This is a genomic window from Rhodovulum sp. FJ3, assembly GCF_032918305.1.
In the GTDB taxonomy this organism is placed as follows: Bacteria; Pseudomonadota; Alphaproteobacteria; order Rhodobacterales; family Rhodobacteraceae; genus SAT37.
Genome location: NZ_JAWJUU010000002.1, coordinates 312,451 through 334,687, shown reverse-complemented (window position 1 = coordinate 334,687; position 22,237 = coordinate 312,451). Strand labels below are relative to the sequence as shown.

Annotated in this window: 24 protein-coding genes; 8 read left to right on the top strand and 16 right to left on the bottom strand. The window is 60.7% G+C overall.

Going from position 1 to position 22,237, the window contains the following annotated elements; all coding sequences use genetic code 11:
• Nucleotides 1-283: 283 nt before the first annotated feature.
• Nucleotides 284-1,537, bottom strand: coding sequence for a VWA domain-containing protein (locus tag R1W00_RS06615; RefSeq protein ID WP_317261941.1), 1,254 nt, complete (start codon nt 1,535-1,537; stop codon nt 284-286).
• Nucleotides 1,538-1,571: 34 nt separating this feature from the next.
• On the opposite strand from R1W00_RS06615, the gene R1W00_RS06610 reads away from it, so the two are divergent.
• On the top strand, nt 1,572-1,883 hold the full coding sequence (locus tag R1W00_RS06610) for a hypothetical protein (protein WP_317261940.1): 312 nt from the start codon (nt 1,572-1,574) through the stop codon (nt 1,881-1,883).
• 7 nt (nt 1,884-1,890) lie between these two features.
• On the opposite strand, the gene R1W00_RS06605 is transcribed toward R1W00_RS06610, so the two are convergent.
• Complete coding sequence (locus R1W00_RS06605) at nt 1,891-2,763, bottom strand: MoxR family ATPase (protein ID WP_317262398.1); 873 nt, start codon at nt 2,761-2,763, stop codon at nt 1,891-1,893.
• Between the two features lie 212 nt (nt 2,764-2,975).
• On the opposite strand from R1W00_RS06605, the gene R1W00_RS06600 reads away from it, so the two are divergent.
• The 4 genes from R1W00_RS06600 (at nt 2,976) to R1W00_RS06585 (ending at nt 7,000) form a co-directional block, all read left to right on the top strand.
• Nucleotides 2,976-4,196: an acyl-CoA dehydrogenase gene (locus R1W00_RS06600; RefSeq protein WP_317261939.1), complete on the top strand. Its 1,221-nt coding sequence runs from the start codon at nt 2,976-2,978 to the stop codon at nt 4,194-4,196.
• Between the two features lie 76 nt (nt 4,197-4,272).
• Complete coding sequence (locus R1W00_RS06595; protein WP_317261938.1) at nt 4,273-5,322, top strand: glycosyltransferase family 2 protein; 1,050 nt, start codon at nt 4,273-4,275, stop codon at nt 5,320-5,322.
• The gene (locus tag R1W00_RS06590) at nt 5,319-5,876 is read left to right on the top strand and encodes a hypothetical protein (RefSeq protein ID WP_317261937.1); all 558 of its coding nucleotides are present in this window, start codon (nt 5,319-5,321) and stop codon (nt 5,874-5,876) included. The genes R1W00_RS06595 and R1W00_RS06590 overlap by 4 nt, the downstream gene beginning before the upstream one ends.
• Before the next feature lie 155 nt (nt 5,877-6,031).
• Nucleotides 6,032-7,000 (top strand): phosphoadenosine phosphosulfate reductase, encoded by a 969-nt coding sequence (locus tag R1W00_RS06585; protein ID WP_317261936.1) that lies wholly within the window; start codon nt 6,032-6,034, stop codon nt 6,998-7,000.
• Here the strand turns inward: R1W00_RS06585 and ureG are convergent, their stop codons facing one another.
• The 10 genes from ureG to R1W00_RS06535 all read right to left on the bottom strand — a co-directional run bounded on the left by ureG (nt 7,001) and on the right by R1W00_RS06535 (nt 13,852).
• Nucleotides 7,001-7,612: an urease accessory protein UreG gene (gene ureG, locus R1W00_RS06580; RefSeq protein WP_317261935.1), complete on the bottom strand. Its 612-nt coding sequence runs from the start codon at nt 7,610-7,612 to the stop codon at nt 7,001-7,003. It abuts the gene before it with no gap.
• Between the two features lie 46 nt (nt 7,613-7,658).
• Nucleotides 7,659-8,282, bottom strand: a complete 624-nt coding sequence (locus tag R1W00_RS06575; protein ID WP_317261934.1) for an urease accessory protein UreF — start codon at nt 8,280-8,282, stop codon at nt 7,659-7,661.
• Nucleotides 8,279-8,797, bottom strand: coding sequence for an urease accessory protein UreE (gene ureE, locus R1W00_RS06570; RefSeq protein WP_317261933.1), 519 nt, complete (start codon nt 8,795-8,797; stop codon nt 8,279-8,281). Before ureE ends, R1W00_RS06575 begins: the two co-directional genes overlap by 4 nt.
• 68 nt (nt 8,798-8,865) lie before the next feature.
• Complete coding sequence (locus tag R1W00_RS06565; protein WP_317261932.1) at nt 8,866-9,075, bottom strand: DUF1127 domain-containing protein; 210 nt, start codon at nt 9,073-9,075, stop codon at nt 8,866-8,868.
• Nucleotides 9,076-9,184: 109 nt separating this feature from the next.
• Nucleotides 9,185-10,030, bottom strand: a complete 846-nt coding sequence (locus R1W00_RS06560) for an ATP-binding protein (RefSeq protein ID WP_317261931.1) — start codon at nt 10,028-10,030, stop codon at nt 9,185-9,187.
• Complete coding sequence (tatC, locus tag R1W00_RS06555; protein ID WP_317261930.1) at nt 10,027-10,989, bottom strand: twin-arginine translocase subunit TatC; 963 nt, start codon at nt 10,987-10,989, stop codon at nt 10,027-10,029. The genes R1W00_RS06560 and tatC overlap by 4 nt, the downstream gene beginning before the upstream one ends.
• Complete coding sequence (tatB, locus tag R1W00_RS06550; protein ID WP_317261929.1) at nt 10,986-11,456, bottom strand: Sec-independent protein translocase protein TatB; 471 nt, start codon at nt 11,454-11,456, stop codon at nt 10,986-10,988. The genes tatC and tatB overlap by 4 nt, the downstream gene beginning before the upstream one ends.
• 33 nt (nt 11,457-11,489) lie before the next feature.
• Nucleotides 11,490-11,705 carry a twin-arginine translocase TatA/TatE family subunit gene (locus R1W00_RS06545; protein WP_317261928.1) on the bottom strand — a complete coding sequence of 72 codons (216 nt, stop codon included), beginning with the start codon at nt 11,703-11,705 and terminating at the stop codon, nt 11,490-11,492.
• 208 nt (nt 11,706-11,913) lie between these two features.
• Complete coding sequence (locus R1W00_RS06540; RefSeq protein WP_317261927.1) at nt 11,914-13,011, bottom strand: ABC transporter ATP-binding protein; 1,098 nt, start codon at nt 13,009-13,011, stop codon at nt 11,914-11,916.
• 61 nt (nt 13,012-13,072) lie between these two features.
• Nucleotides 13,073-13,852: an SDR family oxidoreductase gene (locus R1W00_RS06535; RefSeq protein ID WP_317261926.1), complete on the bottom strand. Its 780-nt coding sequence runs from the start codon at nt 13,850-13,852 to the stop codon at nt 13,073-13,075.
• Between the two features lie 191 nt (nt 13,853-14,043).
• Between R1W00_RS06535 and R1W00_RS06530 the strand changes: the two genes are divergently transcribed.
• Together R1W00_RS06530 and R1W00_RS06525 are read left to right on the top strand one after the other, a co-directional pair.
• A complete protein-coding gene (locus R1W00_RS06530; RefSeq protein ID WP_317261925.1) occupies nt 14,044-15,108 on the top strand; it encodes a Hint domain-containing protein in 1,065 nt (354 codons plus the stop codon).
• 48 nt (nt 15,109-15,156) lie between these two features.
• The gene (locus R1W00_RS06525; protein ID WP_317262397.1) at nt 15,157-16,764 is read left to right on the top strand and encodes a peptide chain release factor 3; all 1,608 of its coding nucleotides are present in this window, start codon (nt 15,157-15,159) and stop codon (nt 16,762-16,764) included.
• A gap of 36 nt (nt 16,765-16,800) precedes the next feature.
• Here the strand turns inward: R1W00_RS06525 and R1W00_RS06520 are convergent, their stop codons facing one another.
• Nucleotides 16,801-17,328, bottom strand: coding sequence for a hypothetical protein (locus tag R1W00_RS06520; protein WP_317261924.1), 528 nt, complete (start codon nt 17,326-17,328; stop codon nt 16,801-16,803).
• Between the two features lie 234 nt (nt 17,329-17,562).
• Entirely contained in the window at nt 17,563-17,892 is a 330-nt protein-coding gene (locus R1W00_RS06515) for a helix-turn-helix transcriptional regulator (RefSeq protein ID WP_317261923.1), read from the bottom strand.
• Between the two features lie 395 nt (nt 17,893-18,287).
• On the opposite strand from R1W00_RS06515, the gene R1W00_RS06510 reads away from it, so the two are divergent.
• On the top strand, nt 18,288-19,700 hold the full coding sequence (locus tag R1W00_RS06510; RefSeq protein WP_317261922.1) for a DEAD/DEAH box helicase: 1,413 nt from the start codon (nt 18,288-18,290) through the stop codon (nt 19,698-19,700).
• A 78-nt stretch (nt 19,701-19,778) separates the two neighbouring features.
• On the opposite strand, the gene R1W00_RS06505 is transcribed toward R1W00_RS06510, so the two are convergent.
• Both R1W00_RS06505 and R1W00_RS06500 read right to left on the bottom strand, forming a co-directional pair.
• Nucleotides 19,779-21,452 (bottom strand): ribonuclease J, encoded by a 1,674-nt coding sequence (locus R1W00_RS06505; RefSeq protein ID WP_317261921.1) that lies wholly within the window; start codon nt 21,450-21,452, stop codon nt 19,779-19,781.
• Nucleotides 21,449-22,228, bottom strand: coding sequence for a type III pantothenate kinase (locus R1W00_RS06500; protein WP_317261920.1), 780 nt, complete (start codon nt 22,226-22,228; stop codon nt 21,449-21,451). Before R1W00_RS06500 ends, R1W00_RS06505 begins: the two co-directional genes overlap by 4 nt.
• Between the last annotated feature and the right edge of the window lie 9 nt (nt 22,229-22,237).

The window sequence follows — 22,237 nt, the reverse complement described above, 5'->3', positions numbered from 1 at the left end:
GCCTTGAAATTCAGAGGGCAGGAGGGAACGCCTGCGCGACTGATGCGTCCGGACAGGAGGGAGAGCCCGCCGGACAACGGTCGACACTCAGGGAGGGGTGCCGACCAGACCGCCCCACGCAGGGAAAGCGCGGGGAAGACCAAGCTGTGAGCAACCAACAACCGCTTGGCCTATGCATCCTATATGGGGACTTTTTCGGGCATTGCATTTGACCCAGATCAAGATCGGCATTTTTTTGCCTGACAGAATGCCGCACCCCAATAAAATAAGGGCGCGGACGGCGTCACAGCATCGCGGCAAGGCGGGATTTTTCGCCCGAATCCGACGCGTCCGAGATCGCTTGGGCCAGTTGTTCCAGCGAGTTGATGTTATGGCCCGCGCGAAAGCAATCCACATGCGGCAGGATCGTGCGGATGCCCTCGGCCTTGGGCGCGAATCCGTCCCAGCGCAGCAGCGGGTTAATCCAGATCAGACGCCGCGTGGACAGGTGCAGACGCTCAATCTCGCGGTTCAACAGGGTCACGTCCCCACGGTCCAACCCGTCGGTGATCAACAAAACCACCGCGCCGGAGTTCAGCACGCGGCGCGACCAGTCGCGGTTGAACGCATGCAGGGCCTGACCGATGCGCGTGCCGCCCTCCCAATCCTGCGCCTCGGCGCCAGCGGCGGCCAAAGCGGCATCGACATCGCGGGTGCGCATATGGCGGGTGATGTTGGTCAGACGGGTGCCGAACGTGAACGCGTGCACCTTGGACCACCCTGCCCCTTTTTCATTGGAGACAGCATGGAGAAAATGCAAAACCATCCGGCTATATTGCGACATAGACCCCGAAATATCGCAAAGCACGACTAGGTTCGGCCACCGCACCCGCCGGTTCTTTGCCGCCAGATCGCGGATATCCCCGCCATAGCGCATCGCGTCGCGCATGGTTTTGCGCATATCGAACAGATGACCCTTGGACGCGGGTTGCGTGCGGCGCGATTGCAGCGGTTTCACGGGCAGCGACAGACGGGCCAACATGCGCTTGGCCTCGGCGACCTCTTCGGTGCCCATCTGCTCGAAATCCAGTGTTTTCAGACGTTCCTGCGAGGACATCGTGCGCGAGGCATCGACGACGATCTCGACCTCATCCTCGGGCGACTCGGCGATCTCGGGTTCTTCGCGATCCACACCGTCGAGCAGGGATTCGGCGGCGCGTTTTTCGGCGGCCTTGGCCTTGCGATCCTTTTGCACCCCACGGATCGAGGGCAGCATCATGGACATCATATGTTCCATGTAGCGCGGGTCGCGCCAGTACAGGCGGAATACTTGTGCAAACACCGTCCGGTGCTCGGGCTTGGACACGAAACACGCCTGCAAGGTATAGAAAAAGTCCGACCGATGGGTAAACCCCGCCGCCTCGACCGCGCGGATGGCGTCGATCACACGGCCCGGCCCCACGGGCAGGCCCGCCTTGCGCAGGGCGCGGGCGAAATGGGTGATGTTGTGGACAAGCTTGGGGTTGTCCGGCAAATCCAGATCAGCGTAGACCGCCATAGCGCCCCCCTCGTCCCTGTGGCATCATCGCGCCATGACCCATGTTCTGGACCAACGCCCCCTGCCCGATGGCTGGATCGACGTGACACCGCGCGAGGCACGCCGCCTGTTGACGCAGCTGTGGCGCGAACAGCCACGTCAGAGCATCCTGAGCACGCTGAACAATCTGCGCGTCGTGGCGCGTGCGGGCGGCAGTGACGACATCCTGTGTCGCGCCGATGCGGTCATCCCTATGTTTTTCGTGGCGCACCTGACATGGGGCCCGCCCGCCGAGCACACGGATGACAACCTGTACCCCGTGGAGACGGTTCAGGATCTGATCGACACGATTGGTCCGCTGGACTGACACGGGATTATTCCGCGGCCAGTTCGGTTTTGACCTCTTCCAACAGGCGCTTGGCCTCGGAGCCCTCCAGTTTCTGGATATCGTCCTGATATTTCAGGATCGCGCCGACCGTATCGGCAATCACCTCGGGCGAGAGGTCGATCACATCCAGCGCCAACAGGCATTTGGCCCAGTCGATGGTTTCCGCCACGCCCGGTTTCTTGAACAGATCCTCGGTGCGCAGTTTCTGGACGAACGCCACAACCTCACGCGACAGGTTTTCGGACGCTTCGGGCGCGCGGGCCGACAGGATTTCGATCTCACGCTCAAAATTCGGGTAATCAACCCAGTGATAGAGGCACCGGCGCTTCAGGGCATCGTGCACCTCACGCGTGCGGTTCGAGGTCAGGATGACGATCGGCGGCTCAGGTGCCTTGATCGTGCCGAGTTCAGGGATGGTGACCTGAAAATCGCTGAGCGCCTCCAAGAGAAACGCCTCAAACGGTTCATCCGTGCGGTCCAATTCGTCGATCAGCAGAACCGGCGCGCCGCCCTCTTGGTCGCTCATCGCCTCAAGTAGCGGACGGCGGATCAGGTATTTGTCCGAGAACAGCTCCTCCGTCAGGGCCGCGCGGTCGGTACCCTCAACCGCCTCGGCGGTGCGGATCGCAACCATCTGCGCGGGAAAGTTCCATTCATAAACCGCGCTAGAGGCATCCAGACCCTCATAGCACTGCAGACGGATCAACCGACGTCCCAAAGCGGCAGCGATAGCTTTGGCGATTTCGGTCTTGCCGACGCCCGCCTCGCCCTCAAGGAACAAGGGTCGCCCCAGACGCAGCGACAGGAACACCACGGTCGCCAAGGCCCGCCCACACACATAGTTCTGTCCGGCCAACATGGTCTGGACGTCGTCGATCGTATTCAGTTCCGCCTGCACGGGCTCCTCCTCGGTCTGCTGGGGGTATGCTGCACGGGTCACGTGTGGCGTCAAGCGCGACCAAAGCCGCAAATGTTACAATTCGTAGGGATTGAACCAATTGAGGTTGGGGATGGCTTGTTCTACGACTTGGGGCGCGACGCTGTGTCACCGCCAATGTGAAAGGTATGCCCATGTCCGACCGCCCGACCCTCAAAGCCAAAGACGCCCCCGATCTGGGACGGTTTGACTGGTCCGATCCGCTGGGCCTGTCCGGACAGCTCAGCGAAGAGGAACGCATGCTGGCCCAAGGTGCGGCCGATTTCGCGGCGGACAAATTGGCCCCCAAGGTCGTCGATGCCTACCGCGAGGAAACCGCCGATCCGTCGATTTTCCGCGAGATGGGTGCGGCGGGTCTGTTGGGTGCGACATTGCCGGAAACCTATGGCGGTCTGGGTGCGTCCTATGTGGCCTATGGCCTGATCGCGCGCGAGATTGAGCGGATCGACAGCGGCTATCGCTCGATGATGTCGGTCCAGAGCAGTCTGGTCATCTATCCGATCTACGCCTACGGGTCCGAGGAACAGCGCCAGAAATACCTGCCCGGTCTGTGCTCGGGCGAGCTGATCGGCTGTTTCGGCCTAACCGAACCCGACGCGGGCAGCGATCCCGCAGGTATGAAAACCCGCGCGGAAAAGATCGACGGGGGCTATCGCCTGACGGGATCGAAAATGTGGATTTCCAACGCACCCTTTGCGGATGTGTTCGTGGTCTGGGCCAAGTCCGACGCCCACGGCGGCAAAATTCGTGGCTTTGTTCTGGATAAGGGCATGCCAGGGCTGAGCGCGCCGAAAATCGGCGGCAAATTATCCTTACGCGCCTCCACCACCGGTGAAATCGTCATGGACGGGGTCGAGGTGGGTGAGGACGCCCTGTTGCCCCATGTTGAGGGGTTGAAGGGGCCGTTTGGCTGTTTGAACCGCGCGCGGTACGGCATTGCATGGGGCGTGATGGGGTCGGCCGAATATTGCTGGCAAGCCGCACGCCAATACGGGTTGGACCGGCATCAGTTCAACCGCCCCCTTGCGCAAACACAGCTGTTCCAGAAAAAACTGGCCGATATGCAGACCGAAATCACTCTTGGCCTACAGGCCGCGTTGCAGGTCGGTCGCCTGATGGATCAGGCGGCGGCAGCGCCCGAGATGATCTCGCTGATCAAGCGCAACAACTGTGGCAAGGCCTTGGACATCGCGCGTATGGCGCGCGACATGCACGGCGGCAACGGGATTTCCGAGGAATTTCAGGTCATCCGCCATATGATCAACCTAGAGACGGTGAACACCTATGAAGGCACCCATGATGTGCACGCCTTGATCCTTGGGCGCGCGCAAACCGGCCTTCAGGCGTTTTTCTAACCACCAGCGGTCCTTGCCAAACGGGGGGCGGTGTCGTCTATTGGGATCACATCGCCGCCAACGCAAAAGGCCCTGAATGCCCACGCCCACCGATCAGATCATCGCCGTCACCTGTCAGCGCGACGATGGCCCCTATATGGTCGAATGGGTCGCGCATCATCTGGCGGCGGGGTTTGATCACATCGTGATCCTGACCCACGATTGCCAGGACGGCAGCGACGGCTTGGCCGACGCCCTGTCCAGCGATCCCCGCATCACCCACGTCCCGTTCCAGACCGAGGGAGACACCTCTGTCCAATGGCAGGCCCTGCGCGTGGCCAATGGCTTGAAACCGGTGAAACGCGCCGATTGGGCGATGTTTTTCGATCTGGACGAGTTTCTGATCCTGCGCGGCCCCGCCTCGGTGCGCGATCTGATCGCCGCCTGCGGGCCAGAGGTCGACGCGATCCCGATCCGGTGGCGGTTTTTCGGGGCGGCGGGTCAGGTTGAAATGTCGACGGCCCCGACCCTGTCGCGGTTTACCCGCGCGGCGCCCATCGACATCGCCCTACCGGCCGCGCATTTCATCAAGACGCTCTTTCGTCCCGCCGCGTTTCAAAAAATGGGCGTTCACCGCCCCAAAACCCGCAAGGGCGATGCGCCCCGATGGCAGAGCGCGGCAAACGCCCCCCTGCCGCCCGCATTCGCCAGTGACGACGCGCGCATCAACCTGTTCGGGGTCGATCCCACGGGCGAAATGGCCGTGCTGCACCATTATTCCGTGCGCTCGGCGGCGGAGTTCATGGTGAAGCGCCAACGCGGCCTGCCCAACCGCACGACCAAGCGCCTAGACCTCGGGTACTGGGCCGAGCGGAATTTCAACACTACGCCCTGCGAGGACGCCGCGCCGATGATCCCCGCGACCTTGACCGCGATGGAGGCCCTCTTCGCCCTGCCCGACGTGCGTGCCCGCCATGACGCCGCCATTGAATGGCACCGCGCGCAATTTGCCGCCCTGATGCGCGATCCTGCCAACATTCAATTCCTATGGCACCTCCAGATGCTGGGCACCAGCACCCCGCCCAGCCCCGCCGCCACCAATGCCCATCTGACCCGCCTGATGGCCGCCAAGGAGCGCCCGAAATGAGCACCCTCTATGGTCTGACCCTGCCCGCGTTGAACGGTTTGGACGAGACCGCCGCGGCCCGCGTCGCCAAGGGCGATTATCAAAAGGGCCTGTCGCGTCACCTGTTGGACGGGATTTCGGGCGGCGCGCGCGTTCTGGAATACGGCACCCAGTTCGGCCTGATCGGCGCGCTGGCCGCCGCGCAATTCGCCCTGCGCCATGTGACGGTGGCAAGTTCGGACCCCGACGCCATCGCCAACACATCGGCCCTCTGTGCCGCAAACGGTCTGTTTCAGGTCGAGACGCGCCAGATCGGCGGAAATCCGACCGACCTGCCCGCCCTCTTGGCCGATCTCCGCCCAAGCGCGATCCTGCTCAACCTTGGCTTTGAATCCGGCGCCGGTTTGGGGGACTGTGATCTTGCCCCCGTCGATCTGGCGGTGGTCGAATTGGCCCCACACCGGACCGCCCCGCATGAAATCGCCGCAATCTTTAATGCCCTGCACGCCGCACACCTGTACTATAGTCCAGCACAATCCAAAGGAAATCAGGTCGTTTTTCGCCGCAACCCCTAGGCGTCATCAACCACCCGCAAGTTGCGCCGCCCCAATAAAACCCTTAAAGAGCGCGCCGTTTTTTCCAAATGTCGCCATATTCGACCGGCATTCACAAAACTGTAGCAAGTAGCCGCGTTCCACCGCGCGGTAAGAAAGACAAAGGTTTCCACATCGTGACCGAAGACGTGATCACTCCACCTACCGCAACCGACGTGGACGAATGGTATCAAGGGCTGGGCCAACTGGGCATCGTGCGTTCTCTGGGGGGGACGCATCGGGCGGTGCTGGTTGAGGACTCGCGCACCCTTTTGGTGACATTCGAACGTGCGGATGCCCTACGGGCGACGGGGCATGACCTACCGCTGGGCCAACGTTTGGCCCAGGACAGCGGCGTGTCGGCCCTGACCATCCTGTCCGAAGGCGAAACGTGGTTCCGCGACCGTGATGTCTATGCCTATTTCGACGAATTGATCGATGAGGCGTTCTTTGACGATTTCGACCGCGTTGTGTTCTATGGCGAGGGCTGTTGCGGCTATGCAGCGGCGGCCTATTCCGTGGCTGCACCCGGAGCCGTTGTGATCGCCCTGCGCCCGCAGGCATCGCTGGACGCACGTGTTGCCGAATGGGATCAACGCTTTTTCGACAAGCGGCGCCTGAATTTCACCGACCGGTTTGGCTATGCGCCGGACATGCTGGACGCGGCTGAGCACGCCTTTGTCGTCTACGATCCCGAACAGGACTATGACGCGATGCACGCCGCCCTATTCACGCGCAGCAACGTGTCCAAACTGCGCACTCGGTTTTTGGGCGATCAGATCGGTGAAATGTTGATGGGCATGGGCATTCTCGAGGAAATTCTGGATGCCGCCTGTGAGGGTCAACTGAGCGAAACCGTCTTTAACCGCCTCTATCGTGCGCGCCGCAACTATGCGCCGTATCTTAATGTTTTGCTTGACGTTTTTGACGATGGAGCGCGCCCGTTCATGACCGCCGCCATGTGCAAATCGGTCAGCGACCGGATGGAAATGCCCAACCACCGCCGCCGCCTCAAGGAGCTCGCGCGCAGCTTTAAGGATCAGGGCAATCCCCTGCCGTTCTGGGACGCGAAACCGGTGTCCGAGCCCGAGGTCGAGGGCGCCTGATTACAGGCCGCCCTCTTCGACGATGAACTTCACGATCTGATCGACGCCTTTACCGGACTTAAGGCCCGCCATCACGAACGGACGGCCCTGACGCGCTTTGGTCGCATCGGATTCCAGCAGGCCCACATCCACCCCCACATAGGGCGCCAGATCGGTCTTGTTGATGATCAACAGATCGGATCGCGTGACCCCTGGCCCTTTTTTGCGCGGAATATCCTGCCCCGCCGCCGTGTCGATCACGTAAAGGGTCATATCCGCCAACTCGGGGCTGAACGTCGCGGCAAGGTTATCACCGCCCGATTCAATCAGAATCACGTCCAGATCGGGGAAGTTCGCGCGCAAATCCGCAACCTCGGCCAGATTGATGCTAGCGTCCTCGCGGATGGCCGTATGCGGGCACCCACCCGTTTCCACCCCGCGAATACGTTCCAACGGCAGGGCCTGCGCCCGCATCAGGTATTCCGCATCCTCGGACGTGTAGATGTCATTGGTGATCACCGCGACGGAATAATCCTGTGACAAGGCACGGCACAGGTTTTCGGTCAGCGTGGTTTTCCCCGCCCCAACGGGGCCGCCGATACCAACACGCAAGGGGCCATTCGGACTGCTCATTTCACCCTCTTTTCAATTCACTACGACGCACTCTTAATGCGTCGGCTTAGGTTTTAAACAGACGGACCTCTTGAGTCTCATGACGCAGGGACGCCATGTCCGACCCAAAGGCCGCGCCGGAAATCTGATCTATGTTCATATCGCTTGCCCGCGCTGCGACATCGGTGATCACGGGATGAAGTGCGGCCAGAACCCGCTGGCCCGCGTTCTGACCAAGGGGCACAAACCGCACCGCCGCCGACACAAGGTTTGACGCGAACGCATGCAGGTACAGCGCGGCCACATCCGCGTCCCCCAAGGACAGGCGCCGCGCCGCAACCCCGACCGCTACGGGCAAGGGCATCGCGGGCATATCGCCCCCATCCATTGCGTTGACGGCGGCGACAAAGGCCGCGCCCTGCGTCTCGGCCTCGGACAGGCGTTCGCGCGACGGAGCCATGGCGCGCGCCATCTGGGCCACGTCGTCCCCGGCCCGCGCGCGGCACAAAAACACCGCATCGGCCAGACCTGTGCCCCGCGTCAGAACGACCGTTAGCCAGTCCTGCAAGGACGCTTCATCCCGCACCACACCGTCCGAAATCGCGGTTTCCAGACCATGGGAATAGGCATAGCCCCCCACCGGAAACGCGGGCGACAACCATTGCGTCAGGGTCAGAAGATCGGCGTTCATGCGTGGGAATGGTCGTGGTGATGGTGGTCGTGATCATGCCCATGGTCATGATCGTGGGGCCCGTGGGAATGCCCCATCGTGCGCCCGTGGCCATATGCGCCCCCTTCGGGCGTGAACGGCTCGGTCACCGGCGTCGCGGTGCCGCCCAGTTTGGCCACCATATCGGCCAGCACATGGTCAACCTGGATCAACAGGCGGTCCGCCTCGATCTGGCACGGGGTATGGCGGTTGCCGATGTGCCATGCCAAACGGGTCAGGTCCTGCCCCGTCACGGCCAACAGAGGCTCGGCCGCGGCCAAGATCGACACGCGCGCTCCGTCGCTAAGGACAAAGGCATCGCCCGCATTCAGATGTGTGGTCTCGGGAAGGTCGACGAAAAACGACTGTCCGTGGTCGGAGGTCAGCTTTTTGCGTCGCAGGAACCGCGCCTCATAGGTCAGTGTCACGTGATCCGCGACAGGACCGGACAAGGGGGCGCGGTCAATGGAATGCGCCTTGGGCGGGTCGGTTGCCATGTTCTGCTCCGTCGATTGTTCGGATCTAGAATAGGCGTCCGTCCCCCCCAGTAAAAGCGCAAAAACCGTTAGATATAAAAGCGGTCGCGGAAGATGTGGCGCACAACATCGGCGCGCTCAAGACCACGCTCGGCCAGTTCTTCGTCGGTGGTGTTGTTCAGCTTTTCGATCTCTTTCATGCGCGGGTTCGCCTCGGCCAGCATGATCAGACCATTCCAGATTGCGCGGAACGGGTTCGGAAACGTAAAGCCAGTGCTGTGGGTGCTCGTGAATGCCATTGTAGAAACTCCTGATTGGTCCAGTGTTCTCCCTTAACACTGACAATAGGTCAGGAATGCAGACATTAAAATTGCCCATTCTGCATGGCCGCCATGCGGCAGTGCAGCATCAGTCGCGCAAGCGCACCCCGTGGCGACCCGCCAAATCGCAGAAAAACTGCCATGCGACGCGGCCCGAACGGCCCCCGCGCGTGGCCTGCCATTCGATCGCTTCGGCCCAGAGGGTGTCGTCGTCGATGGTGACGCCGTGATGATCGCAATAGCCACGGATCATCGCCAGATAATCGTCCTGCGAACACGGATGAAAGCCCAGCCACAGACCGAACCGGTCCGACAGGGACACCTTTTCCTCAACCGCCTCGCCGGGATTGATCGCAGAAGAGCGCTCGTTCTCAATCATATCGCGCGGCATCAGGTGACGCCGGTTCGACGTCGCATAGAACAGAACGTTTTCGGGGCGGCCCTCGATGCCGCCGTCCAGAACGGCCTTGAGCGACTTGTAATGCTGATCATCGTGACTGAACGACAGATCGTCACAAAACAGCAGGAACCGGTGCGCCGAACCCCGCAACAGGTCCAGCAAACGACCGATGCTCGGCAGGTCCTCACGTTGCAGTTCGACGATTTTCAGGGACAGATCTTGGCGCAGAACCTCGGCATGGACCGCCTTGACCAGAGACGATTTCCCCATCCCCCGCGCGCCCCAGAGCAAGGCGTTGTTCGCCGGATAGCCGCGCGCGAATTGAACCGTGTTCGCCAACAACGTGTCCCGCGACCGGTCCACACCCAGCAGCAGGTCCAGATCGACGCGCGACACCTTGGTCACAGGCACCAGACGGTCGGGATCGCTGTGCCAGACAAAGGCGTCGGCCCCGTCGAAGTCAGGTGCCACCGCCCCGCGAGGCGCCATTCGTTCAAGCGCCTCGGCAATCCGGTTCAGCGTGTCGTCATTCATGACTTGGGCTTATCCGCATCATCCGCATCGTCGTCCTCGTCAAACTCGGCCATCAGGGCCTCATCATCGGACGCTTCGGGGTCGAATGCGGCTTCGGTCGCGGCATCGCTCGGGGCGGCTGCCTCTTCCTCATCCTCGTCATCATCCACCCACAGACCTTGGGCGCGCAGGTGGGCCTCACGCTTTTTCTCAACCCGTGCCACAAGGAAGATCGAGATTTCATAGAGACCATAGACCACCACAAACAGGATCACCTGCGTGATGATGTCGGGCGGCGTCACCAGAGCGGCGAGAATAAGGATCGCCACAACCGCGTATTTGCGCACGGCCCCCAGACCGGCGGCGGACACCAGACCCGCCTTGCCCATCAGGGTCAAAAGCACCGGCAACTGGAAACACAGGCCAAAGGCGACGATGAACTTGATGGTCAGCGACAGGTATTCCTTGGCCGAGCCTTGGAAGGCGATGCTGCTGCTTTCGATTTCGCCCGCCTCACCGACAATGTTGCCCTGTTGGAAGCCAAGGAAGAAATCAAAGGCCAGAGGCGTCACGACGTAAAACGCAAAGGACGCGCCCAGAAAGAACATAAAGGGCGATGCGATCAGGAACGGTAGGAACGCGCCCTGCTCGGACTTATAAAGACCAGGCGCAACAAAGCGCCACATCTGATAGCTGATCACCGGAAAGGAAAGAACCAGACCGCCCAGCAGAGAGATCGAGATCGCGACAAAGAAGCCCTCTTGCAGCGCGATCAGGATCAGGCCGCAGTCATCCCCCATCGCCGCGCGCGCGTCACACAGGGGCTTGGTCAGGAAGTTGAAGATCGGGTTCCAGACCGTGAAACAGATGACCATCGCAATGATAAACGCCAGAACCGAGCGAATCATGCGCGTGCGCAACTCGGTCAGGTGTTCGATCAACGGAGCAGCGGAATCGTTGATCTCGTCAGTCTTGCTCATGCGGGGTCACTCTTGCTGGTGGAGTCAGCCGGCTCAGGGGTCTCTGCCGCGGCGTCCGCAGCAGCAGCAGCCTCAGCGGCCTGACGGGTGGCGGCCTTTTGTGCGGTCGCCTCATTGATTTTACGCGCGGCTTCGGCCCGGTCAGGGTCCAGAGGCGTCGTTTTCGGGGGGCCGTCGATTTTCGGACCGCCGGGGGTCCATTTCTCGAACTGGTCGGCGGCATCGTTCAAGGCATCCAGACCCATCTTTTTGGGATTGGTCATATCCTTGAAATCCTTGGCCGCATCTTTGACGCCCGCGTCATCTGCGGCCTGATCCATAGCGCGCTGAAATTCGCGCGCCAGACCCTTGGCCCGCGCCGTAAACCGTCCCAATGTGCGGAACATACCGGGCAGGTCCTTGGGCCCCACAACGATCAGCGCAACAACGCCGATCAGCAACAGTTCGGTCCAACCGAGATCAAACATAGTGCCCCCAGAGTTAGGCAGACAGGTTCAGGATTAAACCTTGTCTTTTTCGGACTCGGGGGTGACGTCCTTGGCAGCTTCGGCGTTGGCGTTCTCAAGCTCTTCGGTGCCGTCTTTCACGCCTTTTTTGAAGGCGGTGATGCCTTTGCCGACCTCGCCCATCAGGGACGAGATTTTGCCGCGGCCAAACAGGACCAGAACGACGACAGCAATCAAGAGCAGGCCGGGCAGGCCAATATTGTTCAGCATGGTCTTCTCCCATGGTGCGGGATCGCTTGCCCCGTCACCTTATTCAATTTCTGTCATTACATTTATTGACTTGTGAGGCGGGATCAAAGCCCCATTCGCCCCAAACGGCGCGTTTTCGCAAAGAAATTTGCGACGCACTGCAGCATCGCGTCAATTTTTATGCCCGCACCTGCGGCGCAACCGTCAAAATTGTGTGGATTTTCAACCCCTAGCGGGCGGGAAACACAAAGCACCGATCACGCCGGATCATAACCCACATTGGGGTTTCGGCCTTGGGCAGGAACACGCCGGGCACCGTGGCGCGGATCAAACTGCCGTCAAATTCGAGACGAAATTCGATCAGGCTTTCACTGCCCATAAAACGGGCACGTTGCACGAATGCCCGCGCCGGCACCCCGTTTTCCGGCGTCGGTGCGGGCGGATGACCGTTGCGGTCAAAGTCGATTTTGATGTGCTGGGGGCGGATGACGATGTCGACCTCGGCCCCGTCAGGCACGGCGGGCGCCATGAACTGACCAAAGGCCGTATCCGCAAGCAAACCGTTAACAGGGCTGCGGAACACATTGATATCCGAAAAGAACGCGGCGGCCTTACGATCCACGGGCGCGTTGTAGATGTTGTACGGCGCGCCCTGCTGGACGATCTTGCCGTGGCGCATCAGGGCGATTTCATCGGCCATGCGCATCGCCTCTTCGGGCTCATGCGTGACCAACAGAACGGCGGTCCCCTCTTCCTTGAGCACCGCCAAGGTTTCATCGCGGATATCGTCGCGCAGGCGGTTATCAAGGCCTGAGAACGGCTCATCCATCAGCATGATGCCCGGACGCGGGGCCAAGGCACGGGCCAGTGCAACGCGCTGTTGCTCGCCCCCAGACAGGTTATGGGGAAATTCGTCAATGAACCGCAACAGGTCCACCCGTTTCAGCAATTCCTCAACCCGCGTACGTTTTTCGGCGCGCGTGCCCTTTAGGCCAAAGGCGACGTTGTCGGCCACGGACAGATGCGGAAACAGGGCAAAGTCCTGAAACATCAACCCGACCGAGCGCCCCTCGGGCGGGACACGAAACACGGTGTCGCAGATCAGATTGCCGTCGATGTAGATCTCGCCGCTGTCCTGCATATCGACACCAGCGATCGAGCGCAGCGTGGTCGATTTCCCGCACCCGGACGGGCCCAGCAAACAGGTCACCTGCCCCGGCATCACGCGCAGCGACACGTCATCCACGACGCGCCGCCCGTTGAAACTGCGGGTCAGGTTCCGGATTTCCAGTCGGGGTGTCTGTTCGCTCACGCCAGCCTCTTGCATTCCCGATAAAACTGCTCGGGTTTCAGGGAGCGATATCAACACCGCCCCCCTGACGCAAGTGTTAGAGGGTGGTATTCACCTGTCCACCGTCCAACAGGACGTTCTGTCCCACCATGTACCCCGCGAATTGCGAGCACATAAACGCACAGGTCGCGCCGAATTCCTGACGCGTGCCATAGCGGCCTGCGGGGATATTGGCGACGCGTTGGGTGCGGGCCTCTTCAATCGTGATGCCTTGGGCCTGTGACACGCCCGTGTCCAGCGACACCATGCGATCGGTGTCATGCAGGCCGGGCAAGAGGTTGTTGATGATCACGCCATGGGGCGCAACCTGACGCGCAGTGCCCGCCACATATCCAGTCAGACCCGCACGGGCCGAGTTTGAAAGACCCAGAACCGCAATCGGCGACTTTACGGACACAGAGGTGATGTTGACCACGCGGCCCCAGCCCCGTTCCATCATCCCCGGCACCAAGGCCTTGATCAGGGCAATCGGCGTCAGCATGTTCGCGTCCAGCGCGGCGATGAAATCGTCCCGTTCCCAATCGGTCCACATACCGGGCGGCGGACCGCCCGCGTTGTTGACCAGAATGTCGATGGTGCCAGCGGCCTCTAGGACCTTGGCACGGCCCTCTTCGGTGGTGATGTCGGCGGCGACGGCGGTGACCTCAACCCCGTAGGTGTCGCGCAGGCGATCCGCCTCGGCCAGCAACGCCTCTTGCCCGCGCGCGTTCATCACCAGATGCACACCCGCCTCGGCCAAAGCCTCGGCACAGCCCAGACCCAGCCCCTTGGACGATGCGCAGACCAATGCGCGCTTTCCGGCAATCCCCAGATCCATGGTCATCTCCCTTTGCGGTAAATTCACGAAATTGGTCAATCGATATCACCCATTTTGCGCGGTGCAAGTCTTGAACCTTGTCCACTTGCCCCTAGGGCCGATTGACGCTGTGTGTTTTGGCTTTTAGTACAGGATTATGAGCACTGCGCACCGCTGTGGGGGTTGGGGCGTAAAAGGAACCGTACCGTATCATGAACCAGAGCACCCCGTCCGTGTCTCGAACATCATCCAGTTACCGCATTCACGTTTTTGCGGCGGGGGATATGGATGTGGTGTCGGGGGCGAACCATGGCGATACGCTTGGCCCGCTCGATGATCTTTGCCTCGGTGACATTTACCAGATTCAGCCCAAGGCCATTCCCTATGAATTGTCGATCATAGACCCCGTTGCCGATCAGACCGGCAGCAACCGGTTCCTGACCACCGGTGCCTCGGGGCATCAGTTGGGCGCGGGGTCCGAACTGGGCTCAGCAGGCGATGGCGTGCGACCGGCGGGTCGGTTGACCTTTATGGCGTCGGACGGCGGACGGGTGGAACTGTTGCTGATCGAACTGGTGGGGGCGGATGGCGCGGTGCGGCTGTGCTTTTTGCCGCTGGAACCGGTAGAGCCCAAGGTGTCCTATACCCTGCTGGAGATGTCCGAGGACGTCGGCGAGGTCCGCCTGACCGACATCACCCCCGTGGCATTCACGCGCGGCACCTCGATCACCCTTGCCGACGGGACCCAGCGCCAGATCGAACGCCTGCGCGTCGGCGACCGCGTTCTGACCCGTGATCACGGGCCGCAACCGGTGCGTTGGATCGGGAACCGCACGGTGCGCGCCATTGGCCCCTATGCGCCGGTGGTAATCACCAAGGGCACCCTGTCCAATGAATCCGACATGATCGTTAGTCAGAACCAGCGCCTGTTCATCTATCAACGCGGCACCAACCGACTGAGCGACACGGCCGAGTTGCTGATCAAAGCGCGCGATCTGGTGGATGGGGAACGCGTCTTTATCCGGCGCGGTGGGTTCGTGGAATATTTCCACCTGTTGTTTGACACCCACGAAATCATCTACGCCGAATGCACCCCGACCGAGAGCATGCTGGCCAATGACCGCACCCTTGGCCAATTGCCCGAGGACCTGTTGCAAGAGGTGACAGATGCGGGGGTCAAGGAACACGATCCCCATTTCGGCACCGAGGCGGACAAGACCCTGTTGGCCGGTCACACGCCCGACACGTTCTACGCGCGCCGCAAACCTAAAGAGTAACGCGCGTCCCCCCTTCCCCAAGCGCGCGCAGGCGGTTATATGGCGCCCATGTTGGATCGCAGCTCAAATCGCCCCGCCCTGCCGCCCGAAATCGCGCGGCGACGCACCTTTGCTATTATTTCGCACCCGGACGCCGGTAAAACGACGTTGACGGAGAAATTCCTGTTGTACGGGGGCGCGATCCAGATGGCCGGTCAGGTCCGCGCCAAGGGCGAAGCGCGCCGGACGCGCTCGGACTTTATGCAGATGGAAAAGGACCGCGGGATTTCGGTCTCGGCCTCGGCGATGTCGTTTGATTATGGCGATTACCGGTTCAACCTTGTCGACACACCCGGTCACAGCGACTTTTCCGAAGACACCTACCGCACCCTGACGGCGGTGGATGCGGCGATCATGGTCATTGACGGCGCAAAAGGCGTCGAGAGCCAGACCCGCAAGCTGTTCGAGGTGTGCCGCCTGCGCGATCTGCCGATCCTGACTTTCTGTAACAAGATGGACCGCGAGAGCCGCGATACGTTCGAAATTATTGACGAGATTCAGGAAAATTTGGCCATTGATGTGACGCCGGCCAGCTGGCCCATCGGGGTCGGTCGCGAGTTCCTTGGCTGTTTCGACATGCTGCGCAACCGGTTGGAACTGATGGACCGTGCCGACCGTAACAAGGTCGCCGAGAGCATCAAGATCGAAGGCCTCGACGATCCCGCGCTGGAACAGCACATCCCGGCCGAACTGCTGGACAAGCTGCGCGAAGAGGTCGAGATGGCGCGCGAACTGTTGCCCGCCTTTGACCAACAGGCGATGCTGGACGGGACGCTGACGCCGATCTGGTTTGGCTCGGCCATCAACTCGTTCGGGGTGCAGGAACTGATGGACGGGATCGGGAACTATGGCCCCGAGCCGCAAATCCAAGCCGCCGAACCGCGCCAGATTGCACCGGATGAGAAAAAGGTCTGTGGCTTTGTCTTTAAGGTCCAGGCGAACATGGACCCCAAGCACCGCGACCGTGTGGCCTTTGTGCGCATGGCGTCGGGCCATTTCAAACGCGGCATGAAACTGACCCATGTGCGCACCAAGAAACCGATGGCGGTCTCGAACCCCGTTCTGTTTCTGGCATCCGACCGCGAACTGGCGGATGAGGCATGGGCGGGCGACATCATCGGCATTCCGAACCACGGACAGCTGCGCATCGGGGACACCCTGACCGAGGGCGAGGCGATCCGCGTCTCCGGCATCCCGTCCTTTGCGCCGGAACTGCTGCAGACCTGTCGCGCGGGCGATCCGCTCAAGGCCAAGCATCTGGACAAGGCCCTGATGCAATTCGCCGAAGAAGGCGCCGCCAAGGTGTTCAAGCCGATGATCGGGTCGGGCTTTATCGTCGGCGTGGTTGGACAGTTGCAGTTCGAAGTGCTGGCCAGCCGGATTGAGATGGAATACGGCCTGCCCGTCCGGTTTGAGGCGTCGCAGTTCACCTCGGCGCGCTGGATTTCGGGCCCCAAGGCGGACGTGGACAAATTCGTCAACGCCAACAAACAGCACATTTCCTATGACAATGACGGGGACCTTGTGTTCCTGACCCGTCTGCAATGGGACATCGACCGCGTGGTGCGGGATTACCCCGAACTGACGCTGAGTTCGACCAAAGAAATGCAGGTGTGATCAACGGGCGGCCCTTCTTCGGGGCCGCCTTTTGGTTCAGGCAAAGCTCTGGATGTAGATGCTGTTGTTGTGCTCGGCCGTGGCTAGGGCATGGGACATCGCGCGCGCGGTGAACGGTTTCGTCACCGTGACATCGCAAATCTGGATGCGTTCGGTTGTGAAATCCTGATCGTCAGGGTCCGAGGACAGGATGATGATCGGCACCGACGGCGCCAACCGGCGCAACCACATGCAAAACCCGACCAGCGCCGGAATACCGCCCCACGCGTCCGCGTCCAGAATGATGTAGGATAGGTTCTGCGCCCAGTGCTCAAGCCAATCATAAGGGATGTCGTCGCCCGTCCCGATCCCCACCTCGACCAATTGCGTGCCGCGCAAATCCAGCAGCATCCCGGACAAGGGGCATTCGGCCTCGGGATTGGAACAGAGCGCAACCGCCACAGGGCCGTCCCACAAATAGCCGCCCGTCTGCGCCTTGGACAGATCATCCAACACCTGCACGCCGCGACCCACAACCTGTCCCGCGATCCGAACAGCACCCTGAGGCTCGACTTCGTTAAACATGCCTACAGAAACCTCTTTGGTCGATCACACAACAGGCGCTGTGCTCTCGAATTGATATGTTTCCCTTAACAACGCCCCATGAACTATGCTTTTTAGGTTGAAAGGCAACTTTTCGTGTGATTTTTCCATTTTCGACAATCGAACGAACAGAAACAACCGAGAGCACCCGCCCCCGGCTAACGAAAGTTCATACCTGAATGGAATTGGATGACCCGAAAACGCTTTTGCGCGCGCTTATTCTGCTGCGCTTGGCTGACGGGCGAAGACCTCAAGCGCCGCCAGAAGACGTTCTTGATCTTCTGCACTATATAGAGACAGCCGATCTTCAATCTCTTGAGAAACTTGGGGTTTTTGGGGAAGACCCAACATAATCGTCGGATCGACCTTCAACGCATCACACAGCGCGAAAACCGTGTTGATCCGCGGGCTTTGTGCGCGGCTTTCCAAGATGTCCTTGACCGCACGCGGGTTCAGTCCCGCACGGCGCGACAGTTCTGCAGCGGACACTTTCTGTCCGGTCATGTGTTCATGCAGTTTCTGTCGAAAAATATCACTTACGTTCATACCCAATGCCCCAAATCATTCGAGAACGATATCGGGCCGAAAATTTGCCCATCAAAACGTCGTCACCGAATGTTATCCCCAACGTTAAATCCGTTTTGCGGCCATAGGCGCCCAGCCCGCCCCGAAAGGCGCCGCGAAACTTACTCTAACGTAAGGCTATATACACTTTAGTTCGGTCGAGAGACAAATCAAAAGTTTCACGACAAAAGTCTAATTTATCACCAATGCGTGAAAACTGTGCCGGATTTGGCATAAAATCAAGGGACCTGCGCCAAGCTTGACCCAAATGTGCATTTGCAGTATGCCCTAGCGCAAAGTTGAAGGTCGCCAATACGGGGGACCGGGCCGCGGGGTATTGCGGCCGGAATGCTGCTAAACACCCAAGAAGGGCCTATATGACAAGCTTTGCCGATTTGGGGCTGGACCCCAAAGTCCTGTCCGCCATCACTGATGCCGGTTACGAAACCCCCACTCCGATCCAGGCTGGTGCCATTCCGCACGCCTTGCAGGGGCGCGATGTTCTGGGGATCGCACAAACGGGGACCGGCAAAACCGCCAGCTTTACCCTACCGATGATCAACATGCTGTCGCGTGGCCGTGCCCGTGCCCGCATGCCGCGCAGCCTTGTGCTTGCGCCGACGCGCGAACTGGCCGCACAGGTTGCCGAGAACTTTGACGTTTACGCAAAGAACACCAAACTGACCAAGGCGCTGTTGATCGGCGGGGTCAGCTTTAAGGAACAAGAGGCCCTGATCGACAAGGGCGTCGACGTTCTGATCGCGACCCCCGGTCGTCTGCTGGACCATTTTGAGCGCGGTCGCCTGTTGCTGACCGGCGTTCAGATCATGGTGGTGGATGAGGCCGACCGCATGCTGGACATGGGCTTTATCCCTGATATTGAACGGATTTTCCAACTGACCCCGTTCACCCGTCAGACCCTGTTCTTTAGCGCGACCATGGCGCCCGAGATTGAGCGGATCACGAACACCTTCCTGTCCGCGCCCGAAAAGATCGAAGTCGCCCGCGCCGCGACCACGAACGAGACGATCACGCAGGCCGTCGTACAGTTCAAACCGACCCGCCGTGACCGCGCCGCCAAGGAAAAGCGGGACGTGCTGCGCGCGCTGATCGCCGCCGAGGGCGAAAAGTGCAAAAACGCAATCGTCTTCTGTAACCGCAAGGCCGACGTGGACATCGTTGCGAAATCGCTCAGCAAACATGGCCTGGACGCCAGCCCGATCCACGGCGATCTGGACCAATCCCAACGGATGGCCACGCTGGACAAATTCCGCAACGGCGAACTCAAGCTGTTGATCGCATCGGATGTGGCCGCTCGCGGTCTGGACGTCCCCAGCGTCAGCCACGTGTTCAACTTTGACGTGCCCAGCCATGCCGAGGACTACGTGCACCGCATTGGCCGCACGGGTCGCGCCGGTCGTGAGGGCAACGCCTTTACCATCTGCGTGCCCAGCGACGAAAAAAACCTCGCCGCCGTTGAGGATCTGGTCAAAATGACCATCACCCGCGTGGATTGCCCCGTTGATTTCGGCGCACAGAAATCCGAAGCCCCCGCTAAAAGCGACACTGCATCGGACGCCCCTGCCCCGCAGTCCAGCCGCAGCCGCAGCCGCCGTAAAAGCGACGACGAGGCCCCCAAGGCACAACAGGACAAAGACACCGCAAAACCGGCACGCAGCAACAGCTCCAACAAAGGCGGTCGCGGTCGCAACGGGCGCGACGAACCGGTTGTCGGCATGGGCGATCACACCCCCGCCTTTTTGCTGCGCTCCTTTAAAAAGGCGTCATGACGCGACCGCGTCGCGGCATGCCAATATAATAAGGGGCCCGTCGGGGCCCCTTTTCGTTTCTGCAGTGGTCTGTGTGGATCAGGCCATCAGGCGGCTGACAATCACCTGCACCTCGACCTTTTTGCCGATCTCGTCCTGCGTCGTTTGGCGCACGCGACGGCGCAGGGCCTCTTCGATCTTGTCATCATCGGCCAGCGTCTTGTCATCCATCCGGTTGACCAGTTGGGTCAGATCATGCTCCAGAACCTCGGTCACCGGCGCGTTCGACCGACCGATCTCGGCAATGCCTTTCAGCTCCACCCACGGTTCCCCCAGCGGCTCATCATCCTCATCGATGATCAGGGTCACGGTCACCATGCCGTTCAGGGCCATGCGAATCCGGTCGCGCACGATCCCGTCCAACGCGCCGATCTGAACCGAGCCATCCAGATACAGACGCCCCGTTTCAACATAGCCACAGACGCGCGGCGCGTCGCCCGTGATGTCCAGCATGGTCCCGTTCACGGCCAGCGCGGATTCCATGCCCTTGGACTGGGCCAGACGCATGTGTTCGCGCAGGTGACGGTGTTCGCCATGCATCGGGATCACCATTTTGGCGCGCATGATGTCGTGCATCTGTTCCAGATCGGGACGGTTCGCGTGGCCCGACACGTGATAAAGGTCCGCGCCATCATCCACCACATCGACGTTCTTTTCCGACAGGTTGTTCACGATGCGCAGCACTTCGCGCTCATTGCCGGGAATGGTTTTGGACGAGAACAGGAACAGGTCCCCCTCGGCCAGTTCCAGACCCAGAAACTTACCACGGCTCAATTGGGCCGCCGCCGCGCGACGTTCACCCTGCGAACCGGTCACCAGCAACATCAGGTTCTCACGCGGGATGGTTTTCGCATCCTCGGGCGAGACCACGGTCGGGAAATCGGTCAGGACACCGGATTGAATCCCCGCCTCAACCATACGCCGCATTGCGCGGCCCAGCAGAACGATGGACCGTCCCGCCGCCTGCCCCGCCTCGGCCAGCGTTTTCAGGCGCGCGATGTTCGACGCAAAGGTCGTCGCGACCACCATGCCGCCCGCGCCCTTGACCAACTGCGTGATCGCGGGGGCCAGCGTCGCCTCGGACCGGCCGGGTTTGGGCGAGAACACGTTGGTCGAGTCACAGGTCAGAACCTTGACGCCGCTGCTCGCGATTTCGCCCCAGAGGACGGGATCGAACGGTTCGCCCACGATGGGCGATTGGTCCAGTTTGAAATCGCCCGTGTGCACGATCCGCCCCGCAGGCGTATCGATCACAAGGGCCGAGCTTTCGGGGATCGAGTGCGAAATCGGCAAGAACGACACCGACATCTCGCCGACCTTGGTTTTGGCGGGCCACGGCTCGACGATGTTGATCATGCTCCCGTCCAAGCCACGCTCATCCAGCTTGCGCGCCGCGATGTTGCCGGTGAACTTACGCGTATAGATCGGCGCCTTGAGGCGCGGCCACAGATGGCCAAGCGCGCCAACGTGGTCCTCATGCGCGTGGGTGATGAAAATCGCGTCCAGACGGTCGGCCCGATCAGCCAGCCACGCGATATCGGCGAAAATCAGATCGACCCCGGGGGTCGTGTCCATATCGGGAAAGGTGACGCCAAGATCGACGAGGATATAGCGCTCATTCTCGGCGGGGCCATATCCATAGACATAGGCGTTCATACCAATTTCCCCTGCCCCACCGAGGGGCAGATAAATCAGACGGTTGTCACTGCTCATTGCGAACGGTTTTCCTTATTATAGGCGTGGATGACCGTCAGACCGTGCATGGTCAGGTCATCTTCGATTGTGTCAAATAGGACGTCTCCGGTGGCAAACAACGGGGCCAATCCACCGGTGCCGATGATCTGCATCGGCTTGGCATATTCTTCGCGGATGCGGGTGGTGATCCCGCGGATCAGGCCAACATAGCCCCAGAACACCCCTGACTGCATACAATCTACTGTGTTCTGGCCAATGACTTTGGCCGGTTTAGTAATGTCCACATGGGGCAGCGCGGCGGCGGCCATATGCAATGCCTCTAGGCTGAGGTTCACGCCGGGCGCAATCACGCCACCGACATAGGCCCCGTCCTCGGCCACCACGTCAAAAGTCGTCGCGGTACCGAAATCGACCACGACCAAATCGCCGCCATGCCGGTCAAACGCACCGGCGGTATTGACCAAACGGTCCGGCCCCACCGTCGTGCCCGCGTCCACGCGCGGTTCCACCGGCAAAAGGCAATCGGGTTTGCCCACCACATAGGGGCGCGTGTTGAAATACCGGTCTGCAAAAACGCGCAGGTTAAACACAACGCGCGGCACGGTGGACGAAATGATCACATCGGTGATGTCCACATCCAACCCGTGGTGCGTGATCAGGGTCTTGTACCACGTAAAATACTGGTCCGCCGTACGTTGATGCTCGGTCGAGGTGCGCAAGGTGCACAGGAACTGGGATCCGTCCCAAATGGAAAAGACCGTATTCGTGTTCCCGCAGTCGATACAAAGAAGCATCCACGCCCC

Coding starts and splice junctions, on each gene's coding strand:
- R1W00_RS06615 (WP_317261941.1), bottom strand. CDS start 1,537: ATGGCGGTCTACGCTGATCTGGATTTGCCGGACAACCCCAAGCTTGTC.
- R1W00_RS06610 (WP_317261940.1), top strand. CDS start 1,572: ATGACCCATGTTCTGGACCAACGCCCCCTGCCCGATGGCTGGATCGAC.
- R1W00_RS06605 (WP_317262398.1), bottom strand. CDS start 2,763: ATGTTGGCCGGACAGAACTATGTGTGTGGGCGGGCCTTGGCGACCGTG.
- R1W00_RS06600 (WP_317261939.1), top strand. CDS start 2,976: ATGTCCGACCGCCCGACCCTCAAAGCCAAAGACGCCCCCGATCTGGGA.
- R1W00_RS06595 (WP_317261938.1), top strand. CDS start 4,273: ATGCCCACGCCCACCGATCAGATCATCGCCGTCACCTGTCAGCGCGAC.
- R1W00_RS06590 (WP_317261937.1), top strand. CDS start 5,319: ATGAGCACCCTCTATGGTCTGACCCTGCCCGCGTTGAACGGTTTGGAC.
- ureG (WP_317261935.1), bottom strand. CDS start 7,612: ATGAGCAGTCCGAATGGCCCCTTGCGTGTTGGTATCGGCGGCCCCGTT.
- R1W00_RS06575 (WP_317261934.1), bottom strand. CDS start 8,282: ATGAACGCCGATCTTCTGACCCTGACGCAATGGTTGTCGCCCGCGTTT.
- ureE (WP_317261933.1), bottom strand. CDS start 8,797: ATGGCAACCGACCCGCCCAAGGCGCATTCCATTGACCGCGCCCCCTTG.
- R1W00_RS06565 (WP_317261932.1), bottom strand. CDS start 9,075: ATGGCATTCACGAGCACCCACAGCACTGGCTTTACGTTTCCGAACCCG.
- R1W00_RS06560 (WP_317261931.1), bottom strand. CDS start 10,030: ATGAATGACGACACGCTGAACCGGATTGCCGAGGCGCTTGAACGAATG.
- tatC (WP_317261930.1), bottom strand. CDS start 10,989: ATGAGCAAGACTGACGAGATCAACGATTCCGCTGCTCCGTTGATCGAA.
- tatB (WP_317261929.1), bottom strand. CDS start 11,456: ATGTTTGATCTCGGTTGGACCGAACTGTTGCTGATCGGCGTTGTTGCG.
- R1W00_RS06545 (WP_317261928.1), bottom strand. CDS start 11,705: ATGCTGAACAATATTGGCCTGCCCGGCCTGCTCTTGATTGCTGTCGTC.
- R1W00_RS06540 (WP_317261927.1), bottom strand. CDS start 13,011: ATGCAAGAGGCTGGCGTGAGCGAACAGACACCCCGACTGGAAATCCGG.
- R1W00_RS06535 (WP_317261926.1), bottom strand. CDS start 13,852: ATGGATCTGGGGATTGCCGGAAAGCGCGCATTGGTCTGCGCATCGTCC.
- R1W00_RS06530 (WP_317261925.1), top strand. CDS start 14,044: ATGAACCAGAGCACCCCGTCCGTGTCTCGAACATCATCCAGTTACCGC.
- R1W00_RS06525 (WP_317262397.1), top strand. CDS start 15,157: ATGTTGGATCGCAGCTCAAATCGCCCCGCCCTGCCGCCCGAAATCGCG.
- R1W00_RS06520 (WP_317261924.1), bottom strand. CDS start 17,328: ATGTTTAACGAAGTCGAGCCTCAGGGTGCTGTTCGGATCGCGGGACAG.
- R1W00_RS06515 (WP_317261923.1), bottom strand. CDS start 17,892: ATGAACGTAAGTGATATTTTTCGACAGAAACTGCATGAACACATGACC.
- R1W00_RS06510 (WP_317261922.1), top strand. CDS start 18,288: ATGACAAGCTTTGCCGATTTGGGGCTGGACCCCAAAGTCCTGTCCGCC.
- R1W00_RS06505 (WP_317261921.1), bottom strand. CDS start 21,452: ATGAGCAGTGACAACCGTCTGATTTATCTGCCCCTCGGTGGGGCAGGG.
- R1W00_RS06500 (WP_317261920.1), bottom strand. CDS start 22,228: ATGCTTCTTTGTATCGACTGCGGGAACACGAATACGGTCTTTTCCATT.